Genomic DNA, 21,974 nt, shown 5'->3' with positions numbered 1-21,974 from the left:
CTGATGACAGCGCCGCCGCCAACAACTGCGGGTAGACTGAGCGCCTCAGCCGAGGAAGCCGCGATGAGTTCGATTCTCTCCCTGCGCCACTACAGCCATGACTTGATCGCCCACAGCCACGAGCACGCCCAGCTGGTGTTCGGCCTGAGCGGCCACTTGGACTTCGAAGTCGCCGGACGTGGCAGCCAGGTCAGCCGCCAAAGCCTGGTGGTGGTGCCTGGCGCGACCCACCATGCCTGCGGCAGCCCCACTGGCAGCCAGTGCCTGGTGCTCGATGTGCCGCCCACCGAGTGGTTGCAGCACAGCCTCGGCCCGCACGCGGACAGCAGTCGCCGTCTGCTGGAAAAGCCCGCCGCCCTGACCCTGAGCCCGGCGCAAAACCAGTTGGTCCACTGGCTGGCCGCCAGCCCGATCAATGATCCGGTGATCGCCCAGCAAGGCGCCGCCCTGCTCTTGGCCAGCCTGGAGACCGAACGCCACGGCGCCGGCGCCAGCCAGCGCCTGCCGCTTGCCGCGCTGGATAGCTATATCGACCAACACGCCGCGCACCCGCTGCAGGTCGCCGACCTGGCGCGCCTGGCCGGCCTGTCCAGCGCGCGTTTCCACGCGCGCTTTCTCGGAGAAACCGGGCAAACGCCGATGGACTACGTACGCAGCCGCCGCCTGCAACAGGGCCTGGAACTGCTGCGCGGAACACAACTGGCGGTCGCTGAGATTGCCGCCCGGGTCGGCTACAGCTCGCAAAGCGCCTTCACCGCCGCCCTGGCCCGTGAGTTTGGCGCCACGCCCCGCAGCCTGCGCCGCGAGGCCCGCGACAATTCCCGCTAGCCGCGCGACAGACAGCCCCGCGCGCAGGCTCTAGACTGCCGTCATTACTCAATAATGCTGGGCCAGGGAGCACCATGCAGACTATCGACTGGCAGGATTTCGAGCGGGTGGAACTGCGCGTCGGCACCATCCGCAGCGCGCAACCCAACGCGAAGGCACGCAAGCCCGCCTATGTGCTGGAAGTCGACCTCGGCCCACTCGGGCTGAAAACCTCCAGCCCGCAACTCACCGCCCTGTATGCGGCCGACAGCCTGATCGGCCGCCAGGTGCTCTGCGTGTGCAATTTCGCGCCTAAGTCGATTGCTGGCGTGCGCTCGGAGATCCTCGTCACCGGTGCCTATGACGCGGAGAGTCGTGTGGTCTTGGCCAGCTTCGAACATCCCCTGCCCAATGGCAGCCGCCTGGCCTGAACGAAGGATCAACATGAATCAGCGCTCAGCCCTCACCGCCCTGCATTGCGGCGCCCTGCTGTTTGGCTTGACCGGCGTATTCGGCAAACTGGCCGCCACTAGCCCGGCGGTCATAGTGTTCGGCCGGGCGGCGTTTGCCGTCCTGGCCCTGAGCCTATTCGCCCGCCTGATCACCCGCACGCCCTGGCAACGCCTGCAGGCCGCCGACTGGGCACGTCTGACGCTGGGCGGTTTGCTCCTGGCCGGGCATTGGGTGAGCTTCTTCATCGCCGTGAAAGTCGCCGGGGTGGCCATCGCCACGCTGGGCTTCACCAGCTTTCCGGCGTTCACGGTGATACTCGAAGGCCTGATCTTCCGCGAACGCATACGTGGCAACGAGATCGCCCTGGTTGCCGTGGTCAGCCTAGGTCTGGTGCTGGTCACACCCGACTTCAACCTGGCCAGCGGCGCCACCAGCGGGCTGCTCTGGGCGGTGCTTTCCGGCTTGCTGTTCGCCCTGCTGTCACTGGTCAACCGCGCCGGCTCCGCTAAGGTGCCGCCGGTGCAGGCCGCGCTCTGCCAGAATCTGGTCGTCGCACTCTGCCTGCTGCCCTTCGCCGCGCCCACCCTAGCCAGCGTATCGGCGCTCGATTGGCTGTGGCTGGCGTTGCTTGGTGTGCTCTGCACCGGGGTGGCCCATAGCCTGTTCGTCGCCAGCCTGAGCGTACTCAAGGCGCGCACCGCCGCCGTAGTCTTTGCCCTGGAGCCGGTCTACGGGATTAGCTTCGCCTGGCTGATCTTCGCGGAAACGCCCAGCCTGCGGATGATTGCCGGGGGCGTGCTGATCATTCTCGCCATCGCGATTGCCGCCCGCCACGGCGCCGCATCCGAACGCCAGCGGCGGCTGGCGGAAACGACGGTGGAATAAGTCAGCGACGCAGCCTCCGAAGGACTATGCCGGCGAGCGAACGCGCGCTCAGTCCGCCGACGGCGCAACCCGGTCGCTGTGACCCAGATCGCGCGCCGGGTCGATCTGGTCACGGACCCGCTGTTTGAGCACCTTGGCCTCGGGGAAGCCGCCATCGGCCTTGCGCTCCCAGATCTGCACGCCGTCGCAGGTGATCCGAAACACCCCGCCGGTGGCCGGCTCCAGGCTGACTTTGCCCAGGTCATCGGCAAAGGTCGAGAGTAACTCTTGGGCCAACCAGGCGGCGCGCAACAGCCACTGGCATTGCGTGCAATAGGTGATGACCACTTCGGCTTTTGGACTGGACATAAAACAACTCTGAAGGCACTAGGCCGCCATGATAACGCCGAGCAGGCAAAGAAGGTCTGCTCCTACGAAGAGCAACTAGCGGGTACATAGCCCTCTCATACAAAGCTAGGCGATCTTGGCCAGCAACTCGTAAGCCTCCTGTCTTTGTTCGTCATCGCCGGCGTCGATGAGCTCGTTGAGAATACTGCAGGCACTTTCCAGATGACCCTGCTCGATATAGGCCAAGGCCAGATTGAACTTGGCCAGGTTATCGCGACTCCCCGCCAGGTGATCCAGGTCGCTCAACAAAGCGTTGCCTTCGGCCCGCGGTTGATTGAGGAAAGCCTCGTGCAGCTCTCCCTGGAACCAGCCTTCAGCCGATGTCTCTTCAACCAGCATTGACTTGGCAAAAGGACCCAGCGCATCACGCTCGCCTGTCAGCCCAAAAACCTGCGACTGTTCTTTGCGATTCGAATCGATCTGCGCCTGAGCCGGCGCCGCCGTTGTTTTGTTGCGCGCGCTCGGTGAGAACGGGCTGACCAGATCCCTGTCCGGATCCAACGACAAGTCATCCAAATTGAGCTGAAAGTCATCATCCGTCAGACCATCCGCCGACGGCTGCGGCGGCGCCTCGTCCAGGTCCAGCGCGGCTTCGTCCAGGGGATCAGCCGCGGCCCCGCCAAGCAAGCCAGGGTGGCGGGTCTTGAGCTGCTCGATAGGTTCCGCAGTAAAACCGGAGTCACGCAAAATAGCCTCCTCCTGGAGGAATGCCCGAGCATCCCCCAGTTGCGCCAGCACCTCCAGCAGACGAAAGCGGATATCGCTGCGGTGCGGCTGAGCGACCAAAGCGTTGCGCAAGGTCGCTGCGGCTTCGCTAAAGCGCCCATATGCAATGTAGATATTCGCGCCTTCCAAGGTATCGGTTAGCGTTGCTGGGCGAATAGACGCGGCCGTCGATACCTCATCGACACGGACGAAGGTATTGGCATTGAGCGGCGGCGCAAGGAATTCCGAGGAAACCGCAGCGGACACAGAGGCTGCCTGGCTTTCCAGACTGGGCCGAGCGGCCTGACGTTTGCTCCGCCAGAACAGGCCCAGAAGGCCGACCAGCGACAACGCCAGCATGGCCAAGCCTACGCTGATCCAGTTGCTAAGGTGAACGACTGCCGGCTCGTTCAGCTCTGCCGCGGCAGGCTCTGCGACTTTAGCCGGTGCGGGCGCTTGCAGCGGTTCAGCAGGCGTCTGGCGTGCGACCAACTCGGCCTGCAACGCTGCCAACTGTTGATCCTTGCCACTCACCTGCGCTTGCAACTGCTGCAACTGCGCCTGCAAGTCGGCGATGCCCTGCTGCAGCTGAAGGTTTTCCGCAGCCTGATCGGCCAGCTCCTGCTCCACCCGCCGTTGCACTTGCGCGATCAATTCGGCCTGCGGGTCATGCGGCTGCTCGGGGGGCATAAGCGGCGGCTCACTGGCAACCGCGTTAGGCGCTTCGCTTACCGGCCTATTGTCCGGCGCGGCAGCAGCCACATCCGGCAGTAACAGATCGGCCCCGGCGCGCAGGCGATTGATATCGCCATTGGCAAATGCCTGCGGGTTGAGTGCCTGGATATCGCGCATCAAAGCTTGTTGCGAAGCCTGGCTACCCAATGCGCGCAAACGCGCGGCGATCGTCCATAGGCTATCGCCACTGCTGACCCGATAGCGCTTATCCAGCTTGGCGGCAGGCATGACGCTTGGCGCAGCAGGCACAGTGGGCGATACGTCAACCAGCGGCCGGTCGGGCCGCGCCTGTGCAGCTGGCGCCTGTGCAACGGCACGATATGTAGAGGAGTTGGGTGGATCGAGCAGCAAGGTGTATTCCCGGAGCAACTGACCATTAGGCCGCGCCACTTCGACAATAAAATTCAGGTAAGGCTCACGCACCGGTTGATTCGACACCACGCGAATCACACTGTTGCCACCGCGCAGCAAGAGGGTAAAGCGCAAATCATTCAGAAAGGCCAAGCGATCGACGCCAGCACGGCTGAACACCTCGGCAGGCGCGAGCCGCACCCGCAGATCATCGGCGCTCAGATCGGCAACTTCCAGTAATTCGATTTCAGCCTCTAACGGCTGATTCAAAGCCGAATGCAAGGTGATTTCGCCCAGCCCCAAGGCGGGCACCAACCCCGAATAGAATGCCGAGCCTGATGCGAGGCCAATCAACAATTGCCGAACCCAAGTCATACGACCTCTCCCGGTAACTCCGCTCCGCATCATTGCACCACCGCACGCCTTGGCGTGCTCATCCAGTAGGTGGTGCAAACAAACGGCGCGGCAAATGCTTGCGTCGGGAGAAACGTCCGTGTCGAACCCTGCTAGTAAGTGATTATGGCCACTATTTAAAGGCTTTCGCGTTTTAGTGAGCACACAGCAATCAGGCCGGTGGCCATGATACGCAAAAGCATAGAAAAACAGTCGATAAACGACAAAGAAAGACTGCGCTGCCTAACTGTCAGTGCGTTGTCGGCCGTACGCCCCGTGCCGCCAGCACCGTCAGCGCAAAGACCGCCGCCATCAGCCAAAAGCTTTGCTGGAATGCCAACGCCTCGGCCAACCCACTACCGCCCTCGGCGCTGTGGCGCCACTCGAGGAAGAAGGTCAGCAGATTGACCCCGAACGCCCCACCCAGCTGGCGCACGAAGGTAATGGCGCCGGCGCCCTGGGCCAGTTCCTCCGGGTTCAGAATGTCCAGTGAACCGGTGCTCAGGGCCGGCAACAACAGCCCAAGCCCGAACCGACCGACGCACGCCCAGAAACACAGCACGGCAAACGAGGCACCCTGCTCGAGCCAGCCCAGACCGGCCGCCGACAGGGCGAAGATCAGCAAGCCGCTGATCAGCAGCACGGCCGCCGACAGCCGATCACTCAGCCAGCCGCCGACAAAGGCGGCCATGCCCATCAGCACCCCGGTCGGTAGCAACAACAGCCCGGCGCGACCGGCGCTGTAACCTTCAATCGTTTGCAGGTACAGCGGGATCAAATAGGTCGAGCCATACAGGCCCATGCCCAGGGTCAATGCCACCCAACTGGCGCGGCGAAAACCGGCATGCCGCCACAAGTTCAGCGGCAGCAGCGGTTTGTCACTGCGTCGGCTGCGCGAGAAAAACCCCATGAATGCCAGCACGCCCAGCAGCGTCGGCACCCACACGCGCGGCTCCAGCCAGGCGAAACGCTGCGCCTCGGCCAAGGCGCCGAGCGAGGCAAAGACTGCCACGCATAACCACGCAAAGGCCCAGATATCCAGGAGTGGAGTCGCTCTCGCGCGCTGGCTGGGCAGCAACCACTGCCCGCCCAGCAGCGCCAGGACGCACAGCGGCAGCGGCAGCCAGAACACCGCCACCCAGCCAAAATGATCGACCAGATAGCCGCCGATGGTCGGCCCCAGCGTTGGCGCAACCATGACCCCCAGGCCATAGAGCCCCAACGCCTTGCCACGGCCACCGTCGGCGAACACGCGAAAGATCAGCACCATGGCCAAGGGCTGGATGATCCCGGCGCACAAGCCCTGAACGATGCGCAGCGCGATCAACTGCCAGGCCGCTTGCGCCGCCAGTGCCAACAGTGAACTGAGGATAAAGAACACCAGGCCGAGCTGTGCGGTGCGCCGGGCACCGAAACGCGCCTGTGCCCAGGCCGCCAGCAACAGGCCGGCGGTCATCGCCGCGAGGAAGCCGGTGGACAACCACTGCGCCAGCGGCCGGCCGATGGCGAAATCCTCCATGATCGCCGGCAAGGCCACGTTGATGCTGGTCGATGCCAGCACCATGGCCATGCTGCCGATCATCAACACACCGAGCAGCCACAGCGGGTAGCGCGCGCCGAAACGCGCCTGCAGGGCCTGCAGATCCTGCCCCATCAACGTTTTTCCAGGTTGCTCAGAATCCGCGCATGCACCTGCTGGCAGCGGCGCAGCTCTTCCTCATCGATGCCGGCGAAGAGTTCCAGACGCAGCTGGGTGGAAATTGCCTCGATCTGCTCGATCAAGGGGCGCGCCGACGGGCTCAAGGCGATTTTCTTCGCCCGGCGATCTTCCACTACCGCCTGCCGGCTGACCAAACCCTGGGCTTCCAGGCTGTCGAGCAGGCGCGCCAGGGTCGGCCCTTCAACCCCGACGCTCTGCGCCAGTTCACGCTGGGTCGGCAATTCGCTGAAGCGTGCCAGGTGCAACAGTACGAGCCAGCGCGCCTGGGATAAACCGAGCCCGGCCAGGCGCCGGTCCAGCTCGCCGCGCCAGGCGCGCGACAGCTGAGCGAGCTGCATGGCAAAACGATGTTGATCGGTATGGGACATAAGAACGGCTCTGATAACTGCTTAAACTAATTATTAGCCAGCTAACCATAACCGCGGACACAGGGGCAAGCCCCTGCGACATTTCACCACTTCACATATTGCTCTTCGACAAAGCCCCAGAGGTTGTCGATGCCGATTGCCGCACGCCCATGGGGCCGCAACACGCCACGGAACTGGCCGAAGATCTGCTTGAAGTTGCTGGCCAACACGCCCAGGTTCATGCGCTCCTGGTGCAGGCCACGGGCCTCGAACTGCAATGCCACCTGGCCATCGTAAGAGTCGATCCGCCAAGGCTGCAGCGGCTGCTCGCGGTCATAGTCGAAGCGCACCGTATCGACCTTGATCAGTTCACCATCCAGCCAAAAACAGTTCTCGGTAAAGCTGGTCTCATTCACCCCGCAGGACAGGTTCAGCCCCACCCGTTGCGTACCGGCCTGGCCAGACAAGCAGGCCCAGTTCCAGCAGGTCTCAGGGCGCATATAGCCGGCCGACCAATCGTGATGGGCGAAGGCCTCGAGCGCGGTCAGGTCGAAGTCACCCAAGGCGCTTTTGACCTGCCCGCTGCAACGCACACCGGCGACCTTTTGCGCATACACCCAGCCATTCACTGCGGTCGGGGTATTGATGCACATCGGCTGAAACGCCGGTATGGCCTCGCTGAAGCAGGCGGCGATGCGCGTGCCGTCGTCCAGCTCCACCAGCAGATGCTTCTCTTGCGAGGCACCATGATTTTCCAGGCGCAGCAGATTGCGCCCACTGCGCAGCTCGCACACGCCGTCATTCGGCCGCTGTGAAAAGCGTGTACCAAACCCCAGCGGCAACTTGAACTGGCGTTCGATCATCCGCCCGCTGGCGGGATGGAACAGGTAGACGAAACCGATCCCCGCCAGGCTGAGGTTGGCCAGCGCGCAGCCACCGATCAGTTGCTCGCTGATCAGGCCGAAATACTGAAATTGATGAAAGCGCCGCCACTTGGCCAGTGGCCCCAGTCGCCGGCCCATGGGGGAACGGAAGTCGAAGTCGCGGTAATTGATCACGCTGGGCGCGGCAGGAAAGATGCCGTAATGCGGCTGGCCGTTGGCCTGGATCAGTGGGTCCATCAAGGTGCGAGCTCGCTGCGAGGGGATGGCGCGATGCTAGCACCGGTGTGCCAGATCAGGCAGTCACCGCCGACGCCAACTCTCAGGACAAAATCGGCCAGCCGCGACGCTCGGGTCACGGCGCTGTAGCGACGTCTAGGCCACCACCTGATTACGGCCAAAGGCCTTGGCCTCATACAGCGCGCGATCTGCGTGCTCATATAGCTGGGCTAGCTCGCCACCCTCAGCCGGACGCAGGCAGGCCACGCCGATCGACATGGTGACCATGTCGGCGGTATCCGAGCGCTCGTGGCGAATGTCCAGGTGCTCCAACGCCGCCCGCAGCGTCTCGGCACGCTGGCGCGCCTGCTCTTCGCTGAGCTCATAGAGCAGCACCGCGAACTCTTCGCCGCCGAGGCGCACCGACATATCCAGCGGTCGCCGCGCGGCCTCACCGAGCACAGTGCCAACCCGTTGCAGCACCTTGTCCCCGGCCTGGTGACCGTAGCGGTCGTTGTAGGCCTTGAAGTGGTCGATATCGCAGAGCAGCAGGGCCAAGGGCCGGTTATCCCGCTGGGCCTGGCGCCACAGACGCTCCAGTTGGCGGTTGAAGCTGCGCCGATTGTGCAGCCCGGTGAGGCTATCGCGCTCGGCCAGCACGCGCATCAGCTGGCTGACCAGGAAATGCTCCCGCGACTTGAACTCCAAGAGGTAACAACCCAGCGCCCCCATCAGGTTGCCAAACAACAGAAACAGCACGTTATTGACCAGCCGTGGGATCGGCAAACCGGCCAGCAGCTCAAAGCCGACATAGGCCAGCAACACCACCAGGGAACTGGCCAGCGCCTCGGAAAACCGCAGGCCGACCAGAAAGTAAGCCGCCATGCAGACCAGCAGCAACCCTTCATAGGGATAGTTCGGATCGACCGTATGGGCGATCGCCACGACAGCCGCCGCCCCCAGCCCGAGCGCGCCGATGCAGGTCAGGCTCAAGGGCACCAACAGCTGTGTATGCCGGCGCTGCAGCACCAACGCGCCGCAGACCAGCAGCAGCAAGAACACGCCCAAACGCACGGCGAGCATCCACCAGAGTTGCGGGGGTTGGATCAGGAATGAGTCGAGGCCGGCGAACGCCAGCCAGAGCAGCATGCCGCCGCTTAGCGCGATGCGCTTGAGGTCGAAGCCGTCCGCGCGCATATAGGCGCGGTACTCACGCTCCAGCGGGCGGACGAAACGCAGCAGGCGGAAACCAAGCGCCAGCTGATCGGCATAGGGGTTGGGGCGAACATCGTCTAGCCAGGCATGATGGAACGACACCTTTACCTCTTCTCATGGGGGAGGCTTTCGACACACCTTAACCGTTGGTGACAGGCGTCACAAGTTTGTCGTTTTGACGCGCCAAGGCTTTGGCGGACCAGACCCAAACTACGACCGGCCGGGCCGTCTCAGACCTCGAACTCCGCCTGCAACGCCGCCCTCACACAATAGAGCACCCCGTCCGCCACCCGCCCGGCAAATTGCTCGGCTAACACCGCCACCGCTGGCAGCTCGCCTTCGCCATCGAGGAAGGCATCCTGAATCTCGCCCAGTAGCTCTTGTGGCAGATCCAGCGCCTGCTCCAGCGACAACTGTTGCCGGCCAATGGCTTCGGCCAGCAGGCTGTAGACGTTCTTTTCGCTGCACTTGAGCTGCCCCGCGATCTGCTGCGGGGTCATCCCCGCGCGGGCCAGGCTGATCAGCTCGTGGCGTAGGTCGACCACCACCTGCGGCGTCTCGGCCGCGCCGTTGAGCACGTCGAGGAAGGCCTCGCCATAGCGCTCCAGCTTGCGCGCCCCGACTCCGCTGACTTGCGCCATTGCCGACAGCGAACCCGGTTTGCTGCGCAACATCTCCAGCAAGGTCGCATCGGGGAAGATCACATAGGGCGGCACCGCATGCTCCTCGGCCAGTTTGCGCCGCAGCGCACGCAGGGCTTCCCACTGCTCGCGTTCCTCGCCACGCACCAGTTGGCTGGCGGCGCTGGCCGAGGGCTTGGCGGTCTGCTGCGGTTTCAGGTCGCGGCGCAACTGCAAGGCGACCTCGCCGCGCAACAACGGCCGGCAACTGTCGCTCAGGCGTAAACCGCCGTAGCCCTCGAGATCGACATCGGCCAAGCCTCGCGCCACCAACTGGCGGAACAGCGAGCGCCATTCGCCTTCGCTGAGCGCCTTGCCGACGCCAAACACCGACAGGTGCTGATGGCCGAGGCTGCGCACCTTGTCGTTATCGCGGCCCAGCAGCAGATCGACCAGATGACCGACGCCATAGCGCTGACCGCTGCGGAAGATGGCCGAGAGCGCCTGACGCGCCGGTTCGGTGGCGTCCCAGGTTTGCACAGCGTCGACGCAGTTATCGCAATGGCCGCAGGGTTGTGGCAGTTCTTCATCGAAGTAGGCCAGCAGGGCCTGGCGGCGGCAACGAATCTGCTCGCAGAGGGCGAGCATGGCGTCGAGCTTGTGCTGCTCGAGGCGCTTATGGCGCTCATCGCCTTCGGAGTTTTGCAACATTTGCTTGAGCAGCAGCACGTCCTGCAGGCCGTAGGCCATCCAGGCATCGGCCGGCAAGCCATCGCGCCCGGCCCGCCCGGTTTCCTGGTAATAGGCCTCGAGGGATTTCGGCAGATCCAGGTGCGCCACGAAGCGCACGTTGGGTTTGTCGATACCCATGCCGAAGGCGATGGTCGCCACCATGATCAGGCCTTCCTCATTGAGGAAGCGCTTCTGGTGATAGGCGCGCAACTCATGGGGCAGGCCCGCGTGGTACGGCAGCGCCGGGTAACCCTGGGTGGAAAGAAAGGCCGCGACCTCTTCGACTTTCTTGCGCGACAGGCAGTAGACGATCCCGGCATCGCCCTTGCGTTCGCCGAGGAAGGCCAGCAACTGCTTGCGCGGCTGCTCTTTCGGTACTATGCGGTAGAAGATGTTGGGGCGGTCGAAGCTCGAGAGAAAACGCTCGGCATTCTGCAAATGCAGGCGGGTAACGATCTCCTCGCGGGTACGCATGTCCGCGGTGGCCGTCAGGGCGATCCGCGGCACCTGTGGGAACAGCTCGGCCAACTGGCCCAACTGCAGGTATTCCGGGCGGAAATCATGGCCCCACTGCGACACGCAATGCGCCTCGTCGATGGCGAACAGCGCGATATCGAGGTTTTGCAGGAACGCCAACATGCGCGGCTGCACCAGGCGCTCGGGCGCCAGGTACAGCAGCTTGATCTCGCCACGCTTGATCCGCTCGGCGATTTCGCGCTGCTCATCGGCACTCAGGGTGGAATTCAACGCGACCGCCGCCACCCCCAACTCGTCGAGCGTGGCGACCTGATCTTCCATCAGCGCGATCAGCGGCGAAACCACCACCGCCAAGCCTTCACGCAGCAGCGCCGGAACCTGGAAGCACAGCGACTTACCGCCCCCCGTCGGCATCAACACCAGGGCATCGCCACCCCGGGCAACGCACTCGATGATCGCACCCTGACGCCCACGGAAACTGTCGTAGCCGAAGATGTCCTTAAGAATGCGCAGAGCCGGTTCGAGCATATAAACCCCAAGCTGTTGCAAAAGAAGAGTCCCCGAAAAAGCCCATCCCTGAGCGTTTCCTCGGAATACCCGCGCTGGCTGAAGAGCCGGCGGGTGGCGCACGGGCGCCGTCACAAAGCCGCGCAGTATACGCCAGCGACCGCCGCCAGAGATCGACGCCCATCGCGCCACCCCCCTGGAATATCCGCCATTCCAGCCATAACGCCGGATGGCATGAGGTTAAATCGAAAAAAATCTCAGATCAGCGCCGCTTTGCTGGGCTATCCGGGCTAAAATCCAGCCTTGTTAAGTCCTTCTAAGGTAGTCCCACGATGTCCTTCGCCGAGCAACTGTCCCGCCTGCAAGCCTTCCTCGACGCTGACGAGCTGCACGACGAGGCCTTGGACTACGTGGCCGCCCACGGCTACCTGACCGCCCTGTCGATTTGCCCCGACCAAGCGCCAGAGCGCGAGTGGATCGACGCGCTGTTCGCCGAACCGCCGCACTACCGCAGCGACGCCGAACGGGAAGAGATCGAAGCCACGCTGATCCAGCTCAAAGCCCATATCACCCGCCTGCTGGCCGCCGATGACGACCTGGAGCTGCCCTGCGAGCTCGACCTCGGTGAAGTGCCGGACGACTCCGACATTCGCGGCTGGTGCATTGGCTTTATGGAAGGCGTGTTCCTGCGCGAAGCCGCCTGGTTCGAAGACGCCGAAGACGAAGTCAGCGAGCTGCTGCTGCCGATCATGGTCGGTTCCGGCTTGTTCGATGAACAGCCCGAGTTCGTCGATATCGCCCGTGATCGCCACCTGATGGACGACATGGTCGAGCAAATCCCGGAGCTGCTCACCGCGCTGTTCCTGCTCTGCAACGCCCCCGACGAGAAGCCCGCGCTGCTCAAGCCGCGTCACCACTAAGGTTGCGCGGATGAGCCACGAAATCCGCGAAAGTCGTCATCCTGGCGTGCGCTATGGCCTGCTGACCCTCGGTTGGTTGAGCGTAGTGCTCGGCGTGATCGGCATCTTCGTTCCGATGCTGCCGACCACGCCCTTCCTGCTGCTGGCAGCCGCCTGCTTTGCCCGCAGTTCACGGCGCTTCTATCTCTGGCTGGTCGGCCATCCCAAGCTCGGCCCGTGGATTCGCGACTACCTCGACGGCCACGGCATCCCGCTCAAGGGCAAGGTCTACGCCATCGGCTTGATGTGGATCAGCATCGCCCTCTCTTGCTACCTGGTGCCGCTACCCTGGGCCCGCGCGTTTATGCTCAGCAGTGCGGTCTTGGTCAGCCTCTACATCCTCAAGCAGAAAACCCTGCCCGCTCGCTGATGCAGTGCCCGCCAACCGACACTTAATAGCGTCAGCTAATAACCTCTACCCGGCAAAACCCCCAGGTACTGCCTAGACTATTGCCATCTTCGGCGGAGACGCGGCACATGCAACCTCGGCAGCGCACTCATGGACGACAACCGCGCCCGCTACTGGCTTGCTTGGGCTTTTGCCTGCTGTTTGGCCTCATCGTCGGCGTCGCTAACGTTTGGGCTAACTGGGACTTTGGCGTGATCCTCCAGAAAGCCGAAACCCGCTACGGCAGCCTCGGCGCCGCCAAGGGCCGGATCGAGGCCTGGAGTGCGCTGATCGAGAGCAGCGGCGAGCTGCCTGAGAGCAAAAAACTCGGCGCGGTTAATCGCTTCTTCAACCGCCAACTGCGCTTTGTCGACGACAGCCGCAATTGGCGGCAGAAGGATTATTGGGCCACGCCGATCGAGGCGCTGGTCAAAGGTGCGGGCGACTGCGAGGACTACTCCATCGCTAAGTACTTCACCCTGCGCCGCCTCGGCATCCCCAGCGAAAAGCTGCGCATCACCTACGTCAAAGCCCTGAACTACAACCAGGCCCATATGGTGCTGACCTACTACGCCAGCCCCACGGCGCAGCCGTTGGTACTGGATAACCTGATCGGCGCCATCCGCCCCGCCGCGCAACGCAAAGACTTGCTCCCGGTGTATGCCTTCAACGCCGAAGGCCTCTATCTGCCTGGCTCCGCCGGCAAACGCGGTGACTCCAAGAAGCTGTCGCGCTGGCAGGATCTGTTGAAAAAAATGCACGCCGAAGGCTTCGCCGTTGGTGAGGGTTAGGAGAACACTATGTCGCTACTCAAGCAGCTATTTCTCGCCATCTGCCTGTTTCTGGTGGTGGCCTTCACCGGCAGTTTTATCGCCGGGGTAGAAAGTTCGCGCGCACAGTTGCTCAGCCAACTGCGCTCCCACGCGCAAGACGCCGCCACCGCGCTGGGGCTGTCGATGACGCCACATGTGGACGACCCGGCGATGATCGAGTTGATGGTCAGTTCGATTTTCGACAGCGGCTACTTCGCCAGCATCCGTGTCGTGCGCATTGCCGATGAGCGGGTGATAGTCGAGCGGAGCAACACCACGACCGCGGAGACAGTGCCGAGCTGGTTCGCCCACCTGGTCGACCTCCAGCCCCAGGGTGGCGATGCGCTAATCATGCGCGGCTGGGAACAGGCGGCGCGAGTCGAAGTGCTCAGCCATCCGCAATTCGCCCTGGCCAAGCTCTGGGACAGCGCCATCGGCAGCCTGCTCTGGCTGCTGCTGTGCGGGCTGCTCAGCGCCATCCTCGGCGGCTGGCTGTTGCGCACCCAGCTAAGGCCGTTGGACAATATGGTGCAGCAAGCTGAGGCCATCACCCGCCGCGAATTCTTCACCCTGCCGCACCTACCACGGACCCCCGAACTGAAACGGGTCGTGTTGGCCATGAACCAGATGGTCGAGAAACTGAAAAACCTGTTTGCCGAAGAAGCCGCCCGTAGCGAAAAACTGCGCGAAGAAGCCTATCAAGACAGCCTCACTGGCTTGGCCAACCGCCGGCTGTTCGAGGTTAACTTGGCCACCCGGCTCGCCGTTCACGAACAAAACGCCGAGGGCTACCTGATTCTGCTGCGGGTCAATGACCTCGGTGGCTTGAACCAGCGCCTGGGTGGGCAACGCACCGATGCCCTGATCGGTGCCATCGGCGAGCAGCTCAAGCGCCTACTCGACCAGCCGAGCCGCGCCAACTGGCTGGCCTCGCGCAGCCGCGGCGGCGAGTTCAGCCTGCTCGCACCGGGGCTGGTTAGCGAGGATGCCGACCGGCTGGCGCTGGAGCTAAGTGATGGTTTGGAAAGCCTGCGGCAGACCGCTGCCAGCGATTGCACACCCGTCGCCCACCTGGGTATCGCCGCCTTCCGCCCTGGCGAAGAGGTTAACCACGTCTTAAGTCGGGCCGATCAGGCTCTGGCCCAGGCACAAAGCAATCCGAGCAAAGCCTGGGAACGTCTGGATGATTTCAACGCCCTCCCCAGCCAGGGCCTGAACGACTGGCGCAACTGGATCGACGAGGCGTTGAACAACAGCAAGTTGCAGTTGTACTTCCAACCGGTGGTGGCGTGTGCGGACACCCGCAAGGTGCTGCATCGGAAGATCCTGGCGCGCCTGCTCGACCCGCAGGGCAAGGCCGTTGCGGCCGGCCGCTTCCTACCCTGGATCGAACGCCTGGGCTGGGCCGCGCGCTTCGACCTGGCGATGCTGGAGCACAGCTTGGCCCACCTCGCGCAACACCCGCACCCAGTCGCTCTCAGTCTGTCGGCCGCGACCCTGCGTGAGCCGGACAACCAAGCGCGGATGGTCACCATCCTCAAAGAACACCCCCAGCAAGCCAAGCTGATGACCCTGGAGATCGACGAGCGCAACCTGCCACCGCCGGCCGAGCTGGAGCGCCTGAGCCAAGCGGTGCATGACGCCGGCGTTAACCTTGGCCTGCAACACTTCGGTGGCCGCTTCAGCCTGATCGGCAACCTGACGCACCTTGGCCTCGCGTACCTGAAAATCGACGGCACCTACATTCGCGCCATCGATCAGGAAGGCGACAAGCGCCTGTTTATCGAAGCCATGTTCCGCGCAACCAACAGTATCGATTTGCCGCTGATGGCGGAGATGGTGGAGACCGCAGGCGAGCTCGCCGTACTCAACGAGCTTGGCGTTCACGGCGCCATGGGCCACCTGATCGGCGCACCGACGCCCTGGCAGGGTTAACGGCCCGCGCGAATCAGCCACGAGACACGCCGCTGCATCCCGGGGCGATCCCTGCCCTGTGACTCCAGCTTGGCCGCGCCGACAGGCATCGCGCTGGACACTCAGAGCCTGTTCACGATCTCGCGAGCTGAGGTCAGGCAAGGCGAAATCGAGCGAAAAAGCGCAGTTTACATGTAGCAAATGAGCATTTTGAGCCCGATTTCAACGCGGCATGGCCGACGCGCAGCAGATCATGAACAGGCTCTCAGTACGGCAGGCGTCCGTCGTCCTCCACCAGACTGCCCAGATCGCCCAGCTGCGCGCGCGCCTCGACGCGGTTGCTGAGTTTGTTGCGCGCGGCCTCTGGCAGGTCGGTGTAGCGGATCAGGCCGCGACTGACCAGCACGCTGACCAGGTCCTCGATCACCCGCACCAGTTCCAGGTCGGAGTGCTGCAGCGACATCAAATGCGTATGCAGGGCATGGCTGGCCAGCCAGCTTTGCATCTCGGGATCGCTCGCCGGCACCTTGTGGGTCATGGCCTCGAATGGCTCACTCTCGACCCGCAACACTCGTCCCTTCTCATCACGTTGCACGTAAACCATGGTTGCCTCCTGCAAGCGACCATTAAAAAGCCCGCCACCCGGAAAGATGGCGGGCTTGTCTGCTTGTTTGAGATTAGACGGTATCCACCTGAATCGCGTTGTCCCCGAGCAGACCATTGATCACCGTCGCGGTGTCCGCACCTGCCGAGATCACCCCGCCCACCGGCGTCACGCCATATTCAGCTGCCACATTGAAGCCGACCAGCTCGGTCGAGCCCGTTGCGGCGCCAATGCCGGTCGGAGCTATCGCGATAGTCGTATTGTTACCGGCCACCGTGAAGGACAAGTAGTCGTCCAACGAGGCTGCAGTGTTGGTTTCGCCCACTAGCAGGTCGCGGAGGTCGAGCTTGTCGCCGTCCGCCACGATCAGGTCGAGCACCTTGTCGGCACCCGTGGTATCTCCGGCTTGCAGTTTGAAGGTATCGGCCCCCAGGCCACCGGCCAGAATGTCATCGCCCAGCCCACCGATCAGCAGGTCGTTGCCATCCCCGCCGGACAGCACATCCTTGCCGCCGGCACCGTTGAGGGTGTCGTTGCCGCCCATACCGAACAGATAGTCCGCCGCCCCCGTGCCGACCAGGTTGTCGACACCCGCAGTTCCATCCACCGACAACGCATCCGGCACCAAGGTAGCTTTCAGCTGGCTGGAGACAGAGTCCCCATCGTTGTCGCTGGCCGTGATGTCGTAGGACAAATCGATCGGCGAGCCTGTGGTGATCTGGCTGTAGGAGAAGAAGCCCAGTTTGAAGGATTGGGCGTTACCACCTGTTACATGCACCGCATTGAAGGCTGTGCTGGTGGTGATCTGATACCACCAGCCTTCTTCCATGCCACTGATTCGCACCGAGTTGCCCAAGTCGGTCAGGCTCACCTCAGCGGTTCTGTCGACATCCACCCCGCCAACCACCTCGAACACCTTGATATTGCTGGTGGCCAGGTTAAGGGTGGTTTCGCCCGCACCATCTCCGATAAAGGCGAAGTCGTTATCGGCGAAGATCGCGCTGATGACCAGCGTTGCGGTACCGGAACCACTCGAATTGACGAAGGAAACCTTCTGCTCGAAGCGGTTGGTCTGGTTATGGCTGGAGTAGACGAAGCCGGTGTTGCCGTTCGACGGCGCCGGGGCGGCGGTGGCCAAGCCGTTGACCAGGTCGAGCCGCAGCTGCTCGCCATTGCCGATGCTGTTGCCGCCGCTAATGCCGATTTCCGTATTGTTGGTGTTGACGCTCTCACCGGAAGTGGTGGAGAGCAAGGCATCGTTGGTGGTCGCCGGGCTACCGATATCGATCAAGCCTTTGTAACGCACGTTGCCGCCGCCCACCCCGGTCAGGCTCGCGGCGGTGATCTCGCTGCCATTGGCGATGATGCCAAAGGTGGTCAGGGTGTAGTTGTCGCTCGCGGCATTCAGGCCGATCCGGAAACCGAGCGTACCGCCACTGGTTCTGGCCTCGATGATCGACTGATCGGCACCGTAGGAGAGGAACAATTGCGCCCCATCCATGGTCAGCAAGTTGCCATTGGCATCGGTAGCCAGGGCACCCACGACTATGTTGAGCAGCGCATCCCCCGGGCCGTCGCCACCGGCTGCGTCCTCGAAGCGCAACCGCTCGGTGACCGAACGAGTACCGGCCACCTGATCCACCAGCAGTGCGGTCACCGGCGAGAAGGCGACTGGGATGTCGTCCTCGACCTGAATCAGGAAATCCCCGGCCAGCGGCAGCGGATCGACCCCATCACTGGCCTGCAGGATGCTCGCCAGATTCAGCACCAACAGTTCGTTGTCGTTGCTGCCTGCATTCGGATGATCCAACGGGCCGAGCAGGGTGAAGCTGTAATCGCCATTCGTCTGCACCGCCAGGGTGAAGATGGTTTGCGAGCCCGCACTGGCCGTCAGCAGATTGCCGGCGACCGCGTAGCTGACGTTGACCCCGCCGGACTGCAAGGCCGGCAGTCCAGTGGTAGTGCTCGACAGGCTGAACTGCCCGCTGCTGGTGCCGATCAGCAGTTCGCTCAAGTTACCGGAAGCGACGGTGGTCACCGTATCGTTATCGGTATTGCCGCTGGGCAACTCATCCTCATCCACCCTGCCGATCACCGGCGCGGTGTCTTCGATGCAGAGGGTCAGCAGCGCATCCGAGGTATCCCCATCGCGGTCAATGAGGGTGTAGGTGAACAGCTCTTCGGTATCGTCCGCCACGTTCGACGGCGCGCCATAGCTGTAGCTACCGTCGCTGTTGACCGTCAGCAGGCCACCGGCTGGGGTCTCGATAGGCCCGGTCGTCCCGCCTTCCACCAGGAAAACGATGGTGAAGGACCCAGCATTGTTGATGATGCTATCGGCCACGCCGACATAAGGCGTTTGGTCATCGACCTCGAAGCTGACTTGGGTCACCGTCACCGGCCCATCGGCTCCTGCCACGTCGACACCGGCAACCGGGTCGACATCGCTAATCACGTTACCCTCCAGTGGATCGGGCACGGTCTCGGCCAGCGCTGCCGACAGGTCATTCGGGTCGTCGACCAGCGTGACCGTATCGCCGGAGTTTTCCACCAGTTGCAGTTGGGCCACCGCAGTGGCATTGCCGGACACCTCGATGCCAACCGAGAACACCTCGATATTGTTGTTATCGACAAAGGGCTGCCAACTGGCCGGGGTGAAGCCTTCGTTCGGCGCACCATCGGAGAGGAAGTACACCCGGTTTTCATATCCGACCAAGTTGGGATTAACCAAGTCTCCAGTCAGCTCGCCCTGGGCAAGCGTGAGGGCGTCGTTGTAATCGGTGCTACCGCCGCCGCCGAGCCCATTGACGGCCGCTTTGGCGGCCGCCGTATCGGTCGTTTCGATGACCACGCTCGCCCCCGAATCGAACTCAATGAGGCGAATCGCCAGCGGCACGCCTAGCGCCGCATAGCTATCGATCAGGTTGTTCAATGCCGCCTTGGCGATTTCCAAGCGGTTGGGCGAACCGTTGGTCGTGGTGCCCAGTCGCCAGAGCATACTGCCCGAGGTATCAAGCACAATGGTCAGATTGAACGGCGGCAGACCGCTCTCGGTAGTGCAGGCCTCGTTGTCTTTAGCCGTCGGCACATCGTCGACGATGGTGATATCCAGGCTATCGGTATCGAAGTCGCCATCCACATCCGTCACTGTCACCGCGAAGCTCTCGGTGGCGCTGTTTTCGCCATTGACAAGGTCGTGGGCAATCCGGTTTTGCAGAGTGTACGAGTAGGAAACCGTGCCACCCGTGGCCGAGCTGAAAAAGCCGTTGATCGTCAACACCCCTGCCGGGCTGTCGATGACCAGATTGACGGTGCCGGAGTTCTGCAATTGCGCCAGAGTGAACGGCCCACCGCTACCAATGCTGATGGAGGCGATGCCGTCCGGTGCATCGATAGCGAAGCTGCCCGATTGTGTAAGCGCCGGTGCATCGGGACTGCTACCGCCAGGCAGATTGTCCTCGTCGACGCTCTCCTCCCCACCGTTGACGTTCAGGCCGCTGATGGTCACGTCGTCGTCATTATTCGCGACGATCAGCGACAAGGTCGCCGTATCGCTATCACCATCGCTGTCGGACAGCGTGTAGGTGAAGGTTTCGACTGCGCTGGGGTTTCCTGCCAGGGCGAGAAAATCGGCGTCGGCCGTATTCAGCGTGTAGGTATAGGAACCATCGGCATACAGATTCAATGTGCCATAGGTGCCGGCCTGGCTGAGTAGCGGCGTGACCGGCCCAGTGCTGCCCGCCCCACTGCCCGTCAGCGCAATGCGGTCCGCGCCTTGTATGTCGTTGCTCAGCACATTGCCACTGAAGCTGGTGCTGACTTCGTTGACCGCACCGTCCAGCAGGTTATCCACGGCGTTCGGCAGGTCGTCGATGATCTCGATGACGATACTGGCTGGAGCCGACGAGGCGGTGCCGTCCGAGACCGTCAGGCTGAAGCTGTCGGTTTCGATTCCGGAGCCGTCGCTGGTCGGGCTGGTCAGCTGGTAGCTGTAGCTGGCCACGCCGGTCGCGCTGTCGTAGGCGGTGACCGTCAGGCTGCCGTGAGTGCCGGCGAACACGCTACCTGCCAGGCTGCCCAACGCCACCGTGGTGCCGTTGAGGGTGACGCTCTGCAGGTCGTCGAGGCCGTCGGCGTCGCTCAGGAGGAAAGTGCCAGTGGCGAACTCGCCGCTGCCGGCGGCGTTCGAGCCGGCCGGCAGGCCGGCTTCGGAGACCTGGTCGTTAGCGCCCTCGTTGCCCGGATCAATGCTGAGCTGCGGCCCGTCGTTGCTGCCAGTAATGGTGAGGGTCAGGCTCGCGCTGGCGGTATCGCCATCGGCGTCCTGCATGGTGTAGCTGAAGGTTTCAGTCAGGCTTTGGCCGGCGTCCAGGGCCTGCACCGCCGGGTTGGCGTTGTTCAGGCTGTAGCTGTAGCTGCCGTTGCCGGTGTCCGTAAAGCTGCCGAAGCTGGCCGCGGTGCTGCCCCAGGCCACGAAGCTGGTCGGGCTGTCGGCGCCCGCTTGGCCGTTGGCGTGCAGGTCGTTGTCCAGCACGTTGCCGCTGAGCGCGGCGACCGTGTCTTCGGCGATGCTGTTGCCGTCGTCCACCGCGTTCGGCAGGTCGTCGATGATGTTGATGTCGAGGGATGCGCTGTCCGTGTCATGGTCCACGTCCTCGGCCACCACCGCGAAGTGCTCGGCCAGCAGATTCTCGTTCGCACCCGGCGTGTGCTGTGCGCTGTCCAGCAGGCTGTAGCTGTAGCTGACGATGCCCTCATCCGCTTCATAGCCTGTGATGGTCAGGGTGTTGCCCAGCGGGGTCGTCACCGACTGCGGGAAGCCGTTAACCACGCCGCCAGCCACCACGCTGATACCGCCCACGCTCAGGTTCAGCAGCCCATCCGGAGCCTCCACCTTGAAGCTGCCGCTGACCGTGGTGGGCTCCTGGCTCGGGTCCGAGCCGTCCGCCAGGTCGTCTTCATCGACGCTCTGCTCGCCGCCCGCGACGTCCAGATCCTGGATCTGGACGCCATCGTCCTTGTTCCTGATCTGTAGCAACAGATTGGCAGTGTCGCTGTCGCCATCGGCATCATTGAGGGTGTAGCCGAAGGTCTCGGTCGCGCTGCCGCCCCCGCCCAGGGCGAGGAAGTCCGGATCATTCGGGTCCATCTGGTAGTTGTAAGAACCGTCGGCGTTCAGAGTCAGAGTGCCATAGGTGCCCTGCAGCACCGCCGGCTGGATTGGCCCGCCAGCCAGCCGGTCGGCGCCCTGCTCGTCGTTGGTCAGCACGTTGCCGCTCAGGGTCTGCAGGATCTCCGAGGCGAACGTGGCATTGCCGTCATCCACCGCGTCCGGCAGGTCGTCGATGATCTCGATGACCAGGCTGGCCGGCGCCGACGAGGCCGTTCCGTCCGAGACCGTCAGGCTGAACACCTCGGTCTCGATTCCGGGGCCATCGCTGGTCGGGCTGGTCAGTTCATAGCTGTAACTGGCCACCCCGGTCAGGCTGTCGTAGGCGGTGATGGTCAAGCTGCCGTTGCTGCCGGCGAACACGCTGCCGACCAGGCTGGCCAACACCACGGTGGTGCCGTTGAGGGTGACGCTCTGCAGGTCGTCGAGGCCGTCGGCGTCGCTCAGGAGGAAAGTGCCAGTGGCGAACTCGCCGCTGCCGGCGGCGTTCGAGCCGGCTGGCAGGCCGGCTTCGGAGACCTGGTCGTTGCCGCCCTGGTTGCCCGGGTCGACGCTGAGTTGCGGCCCGTCGTTGCTGCCAGTGATGGTGAGGGTCAGGGTTGCGCTGGCGGTATCGCCATCGGCGTCCTGCATGCTGTAGCTGAAGGTTTCAGTCAGGCTTTGGCCGCTGTCCAGGGCCTGCACCGCCGGGTT

General features: G+C 63.3%; 16 protein-coding genes. 7 read left to right on the top strand and 9 right to left on the bottom strand.

Annotated elements, in window-relative coordinates; genetic code table 11:
- Nucleotides 1-63: 63 nt before the first annotated feature.
- The 3 genes from FFS13_RS18575 to FFS13_RS18565 all read left to right on the top strand — a co-directional run bounded on the left by FFS13_RS18575 (nucleotide 64) and on the right by FFS13_RS18565 (nucleotide 2,145).
- Nucleotides 64-828: an AraC family transcriptional regulator gene (locus FFS13_RS18575; protein ID WP_137820541.1), complete on the top strand. Its 765-nt coding sequence runs from the start codon at nucleotides 64-66 to the stop codon at nucleotides 826-828.
- Between the two features lie 74 nt (nucleotides 829-902).
- Nucleotides 903-1,238 (top strand): tRNA-binding protein, encoded by a 336-nt coding sequence (locus tag FFS13_RS18570; RefSeq protein WP_137820540.1) that lies wholly within the window; start codon nucleotides 903-905, stop codon nucleotides 1,236-1,238.
- Between the two features lie 13 nt (nucleotides 1,239-1,251).
- Complete coding sequence (locus tag FFS13_RS18565; RefSeq protein ID WP_137820539.1) at nucleotides 1,252-2,145, top strand: DMT family transporter; 894 nt, start codon at nucleotides 1,252-1,254, stop codon at nucleotides 2,143-2,145.
- Nucleotides 2,146-2,193: 48 nt separating this feature from the next.
- Here FFS13_RS18565 and FFS13_RS18560 read toward each other — a convergent pair whose 3' ends face one another.
- From FFS13_RS18560 to recQ, 7 genes are all read right to left on the bottom strand, one after another.
- Nucleotides 2,194-2,493, bottom strand: coding sequence for a SelT/SelW/SelH family protein (locus FFS13_RS18560; RefSeq protein ID WP_137820538.1), 300 nt, complete (start codon nucleotides 2,491-2,493; stop codon nucleotides 2,194-2,196).
- 105 nt (nucleotides 2,494-2,598) lie between these two features.
- On the bottom strand, nucleotides 2,599-4,698 hold the full coding sequence (locus tag FFS13_RS18555) for a FimV/HubP family polar landmark protein (RefSeq protein WP_171006520.1): 2,100 nt from the start codon (nucleotides 4,696-4,698) through the stop codon (nucleotides 2,599-2,601).
- A gap of 268 nt (nucleotides 4,699-4,966) precedes the next feature.
- On the bottom strand, nucleotides 4,967-6,370 hold the full coding sequence (locus FFS13_RS18550; RefSeq protein ID WP_137820537.1) for a DHA2 family efflux MFS transporter permease subunit: 1,404 nt from the start codon (nucleotides 6,368-6,370) through the stop codon (nucleotides 4,967-4,969).
- Complete coding sequence (locus FFS13_RS18545) at nucleotides 6,370-6,804, bottom strand: MarR family transcriptional regulator (protein ID WP_137820536.1); 435 nt, start codon at nucleotides 6,802-6,804, stop codon at nucleotides 6,370-6,372. Before FFS13_RS18545 ends, FFS13_RS18550 begins: the two co-directional genes overlap by 1 nt.
- Before the next feature lie 83 nt (nucleotides 6,805-6,887).
- Nucleotides 6,888-7,904, bottom strand: a complete 1,017-nt coding sequence (locus FFS13_RS18540; RefSeq protein ID WP_137820535.1) for a DUF2804 domain-containing protein — start codon at nucleotides 7,902-7,904, stop codon at nucleotides 6,888-6,890.
- Between the two features lie 135 nt (nucleotides 7,905-8,039).
- Nucleotides 8,040-9,200: a diguanylate cyclase gene (locus FFS13_RS18535; RefSeq protein ID WP_137820534.1), complete on the bottom strand. Its 1,161-nt coding sequence runs from the start codon at nucleotides 9,198-9,200 to the stop codon at nucleotides 8,040-8,042.
- Between the two features lie 128 nt (nucleotides 9,201-9,328).
- A complete protein-coding gene (gene recQ / locus FFS13_RS18530; RefSeq protein WP_137820533.1) occupies nucleotides 9,329-11,455 on the bottom strand; it encodes a DNA helicase RecQ in 2,127 nt (708 codons plus the stop codon).
- A gap of 311 nt (nucleotides 11,456-11,766) precedes the next feature.
- Between recQ and FFS13_RS18525 the strand changes: the two genes are divergently transcribed.
- The 4 genes from FFS13_RS18525 to lapD all read left to right on the top strand — a co-directional run bounded on the left by FFS13_RS18525 (nucleotide 11,767) and on the right by lapD (nucleotide 15,528).
- Entirely contained in the window at nucleotides 11,767-12,354 is a 588-nt protein-coding gene (locus FFS13_RS18525; RefSeq protein WP_137820532.1) for a YecA family protein, read from the top strand.
- 10 nt (nucleotides 12,355-12,364) lie between these two features.
- Nucleotides 12,365-12,763, top strand: a complete 399-nt coding sequence (locus FFS13_RS18520) for a YbaN family protein (RefSeq protein WP_137820531.1) — start codon at nucleotides 12,365-12,367, stop codon at nucleotides 12,761-12,763.
- 107 nt (nucleotides 12,764-12,870) lie between these two features.
- The gene (gene lapG / locus FFS13_RS18515; RefSeq protein WP_137820530.1) at nucleotides 12,871-13,572 is read left to right on the top strand and encodes a cysteine protease LapG; all 702 of its coding nucleotides are present in this window, start codon (nucleotides 12,871-12,873) and stop codon (nucleotides 13,570-13,572) included.
- 9 nt (nucleotides 13,573-13,581) lie between these two features.
- Complete coding sequence (lapD, locus tag FFS13_RS18510; RefSeq protein WP_137820529.1) at nucleotides 13,582-15,528, top strand: cyclic di-GMP receptor LapD; 1,947 nt, start codon at nucleotides 13,582-13,584, stop codon at nucleotides 15,526-15,528.
- A gap of 244 nt (nucleotides 15,529-15,772) precedes the next feature.
- Here the strand turns inward: lapD and FFS13_RS18505 are convergent, their stop codons facing one another.
- Both FFS13_RS18505 and FFS13_RS18500 read right to left on the bottom strand, forming a co-directional pair.
- Entirely contained in the window at nucleotides 15,773-16,111 is a 339-nt protein-coding gene (locus FFS13_RS18505; RefSeq protein ID WP_137820528.1) for a tryptophan synthase subunit beta, read from the bottom strand.
- Nucleotides 16,112-16,184: 73 nt separating this feature from the next.
- A partial coding sequence (locus FFS13_RS18500; protein WP_137820527.1) for a VCBS domain-containing protein occupies nucleotides 16,185-21,974 on the bottom strand: 5,790 nt, incomplete at its 5' end.

The sequence above is a fragment of the Pseudomonas sp. 2FG genome, assembly GCF_005502935.1.
Lineage (GTDB): Bacteria > Pseudomonadota > Gammaproteobacteria > Pseudomonadales > Pseudomonadaceae > Aquipseudomonas.
Note: the sequence above shows the minus strand (reverse complement) of the source record. Positions and strands in the feature narration are given on the sequence as shown.

What these genes read in the sequence shown, in the direction of transcription:
- FFS13_RS18575 (WP_137820541.1), top strand. Translation starts at nt 64, where the DNA reads ATGAGTTCGATTCTCTCCCTGCGCCACTACAGCCATGACTTGATCGCC.
- FFS13_RS18570 (WP_137820540.1), top strand. Translation starts at nt 903, where the DNA reads ATGCAGACTATCGACTGGCAGGATTTCGAGCGGGTGGAACTGCGCGTC.
- FFS13_RS18565 (WP_137820539.1), top strand. Translation starts at nt 1,252, where the DNA reads ATGAATCAGCGCTCAGCCCTCACCGCCCTGCATTGCGGCGCCCTGCTG.
- FFS13_RS18560 (WP_137820538.1), bottom strand. Translation starts at nt 2,493, where the DNA reads ATGTCCAGTCCAAAAGCCGAAGTGGTCATCACCTATTGCACGCAATGC.
- FFS13_RS18555 (WP_171006520.1), bottom strand. Translation starts at nt 4,698, where the DNA reads ATGACTTGGGTTCGGCAATTGTTGATTGGCCTCGCATCAGGCTCGGCA.
- FFS13_RS18550 (WP_137820537.1), bottom strand. Translation starts at nt 6,370, where the DNA reads ATGGGGCAGGATCTGCAGGCCCTGCAGGCGCGTTTCGGCGCGCGCTAC.
- FFS13_RS18545 (WP_137820536.1), bottom strand. Translation starts at nt 6,804, where the DNA reads ATGTCCCATACCGATCAACATCGTTTTGCCATGCAGCTCGCTCAGCTG.
- FFS13_RS18540 (WP_137820535.1), bottom strand. Translation starts at nt 7,904, where the DNA reads ATGGACCCACTGATCCAGGCCAACGGCCAGCCGCATTACGGCATCTTT.
- recQ (WP_137820533.1), bottom strand. Translation starts at nt 11,455, where the DNA reads ATGCTCGAACCGGCTCTGCGCATTCTTAAGGACATCTTCGGCTACGAC.
- FFS13_RS18525 (WP_137820532.1), top strand. Translation starts at nt 11,767, where the DNA reads ATGTCCTTCGCCGAGCAACTGTCCCGCCTGCAAGCCTTCCTCGACGCT.
- FFS13_RS18520 (WP_137820531.1), top strand. Translation starts at nt 12,365, where the DNA reads ATGAGCCACGAAATCCGCGAAAGTCGTCATCCTGGCGTGCGCTATGGC.
- lapG (WP_137820530.1), top strand. Translation starts at nt 12,871, where the DNA reads ATGCAACCTCGGCAGCGCACTCATGGACGACAACCGCGCCCGCTACTG.
- lapD (WP_137820529.1), top strand. Translation starts at nt 13,582, where the DNA reads ATGTCGCTACTCAAGCAGCTATTTCTCGCCATCTGCCTGTTTCTGGTG.
- FFS13_RS18505 (WP_137820528.1), bottom strand. Translation starts at nt 16,111, where the DNA reads ATGGTTTACGTGCAACGTGATGAGAAGGGACGAGTGTTGCGGGTCGAG.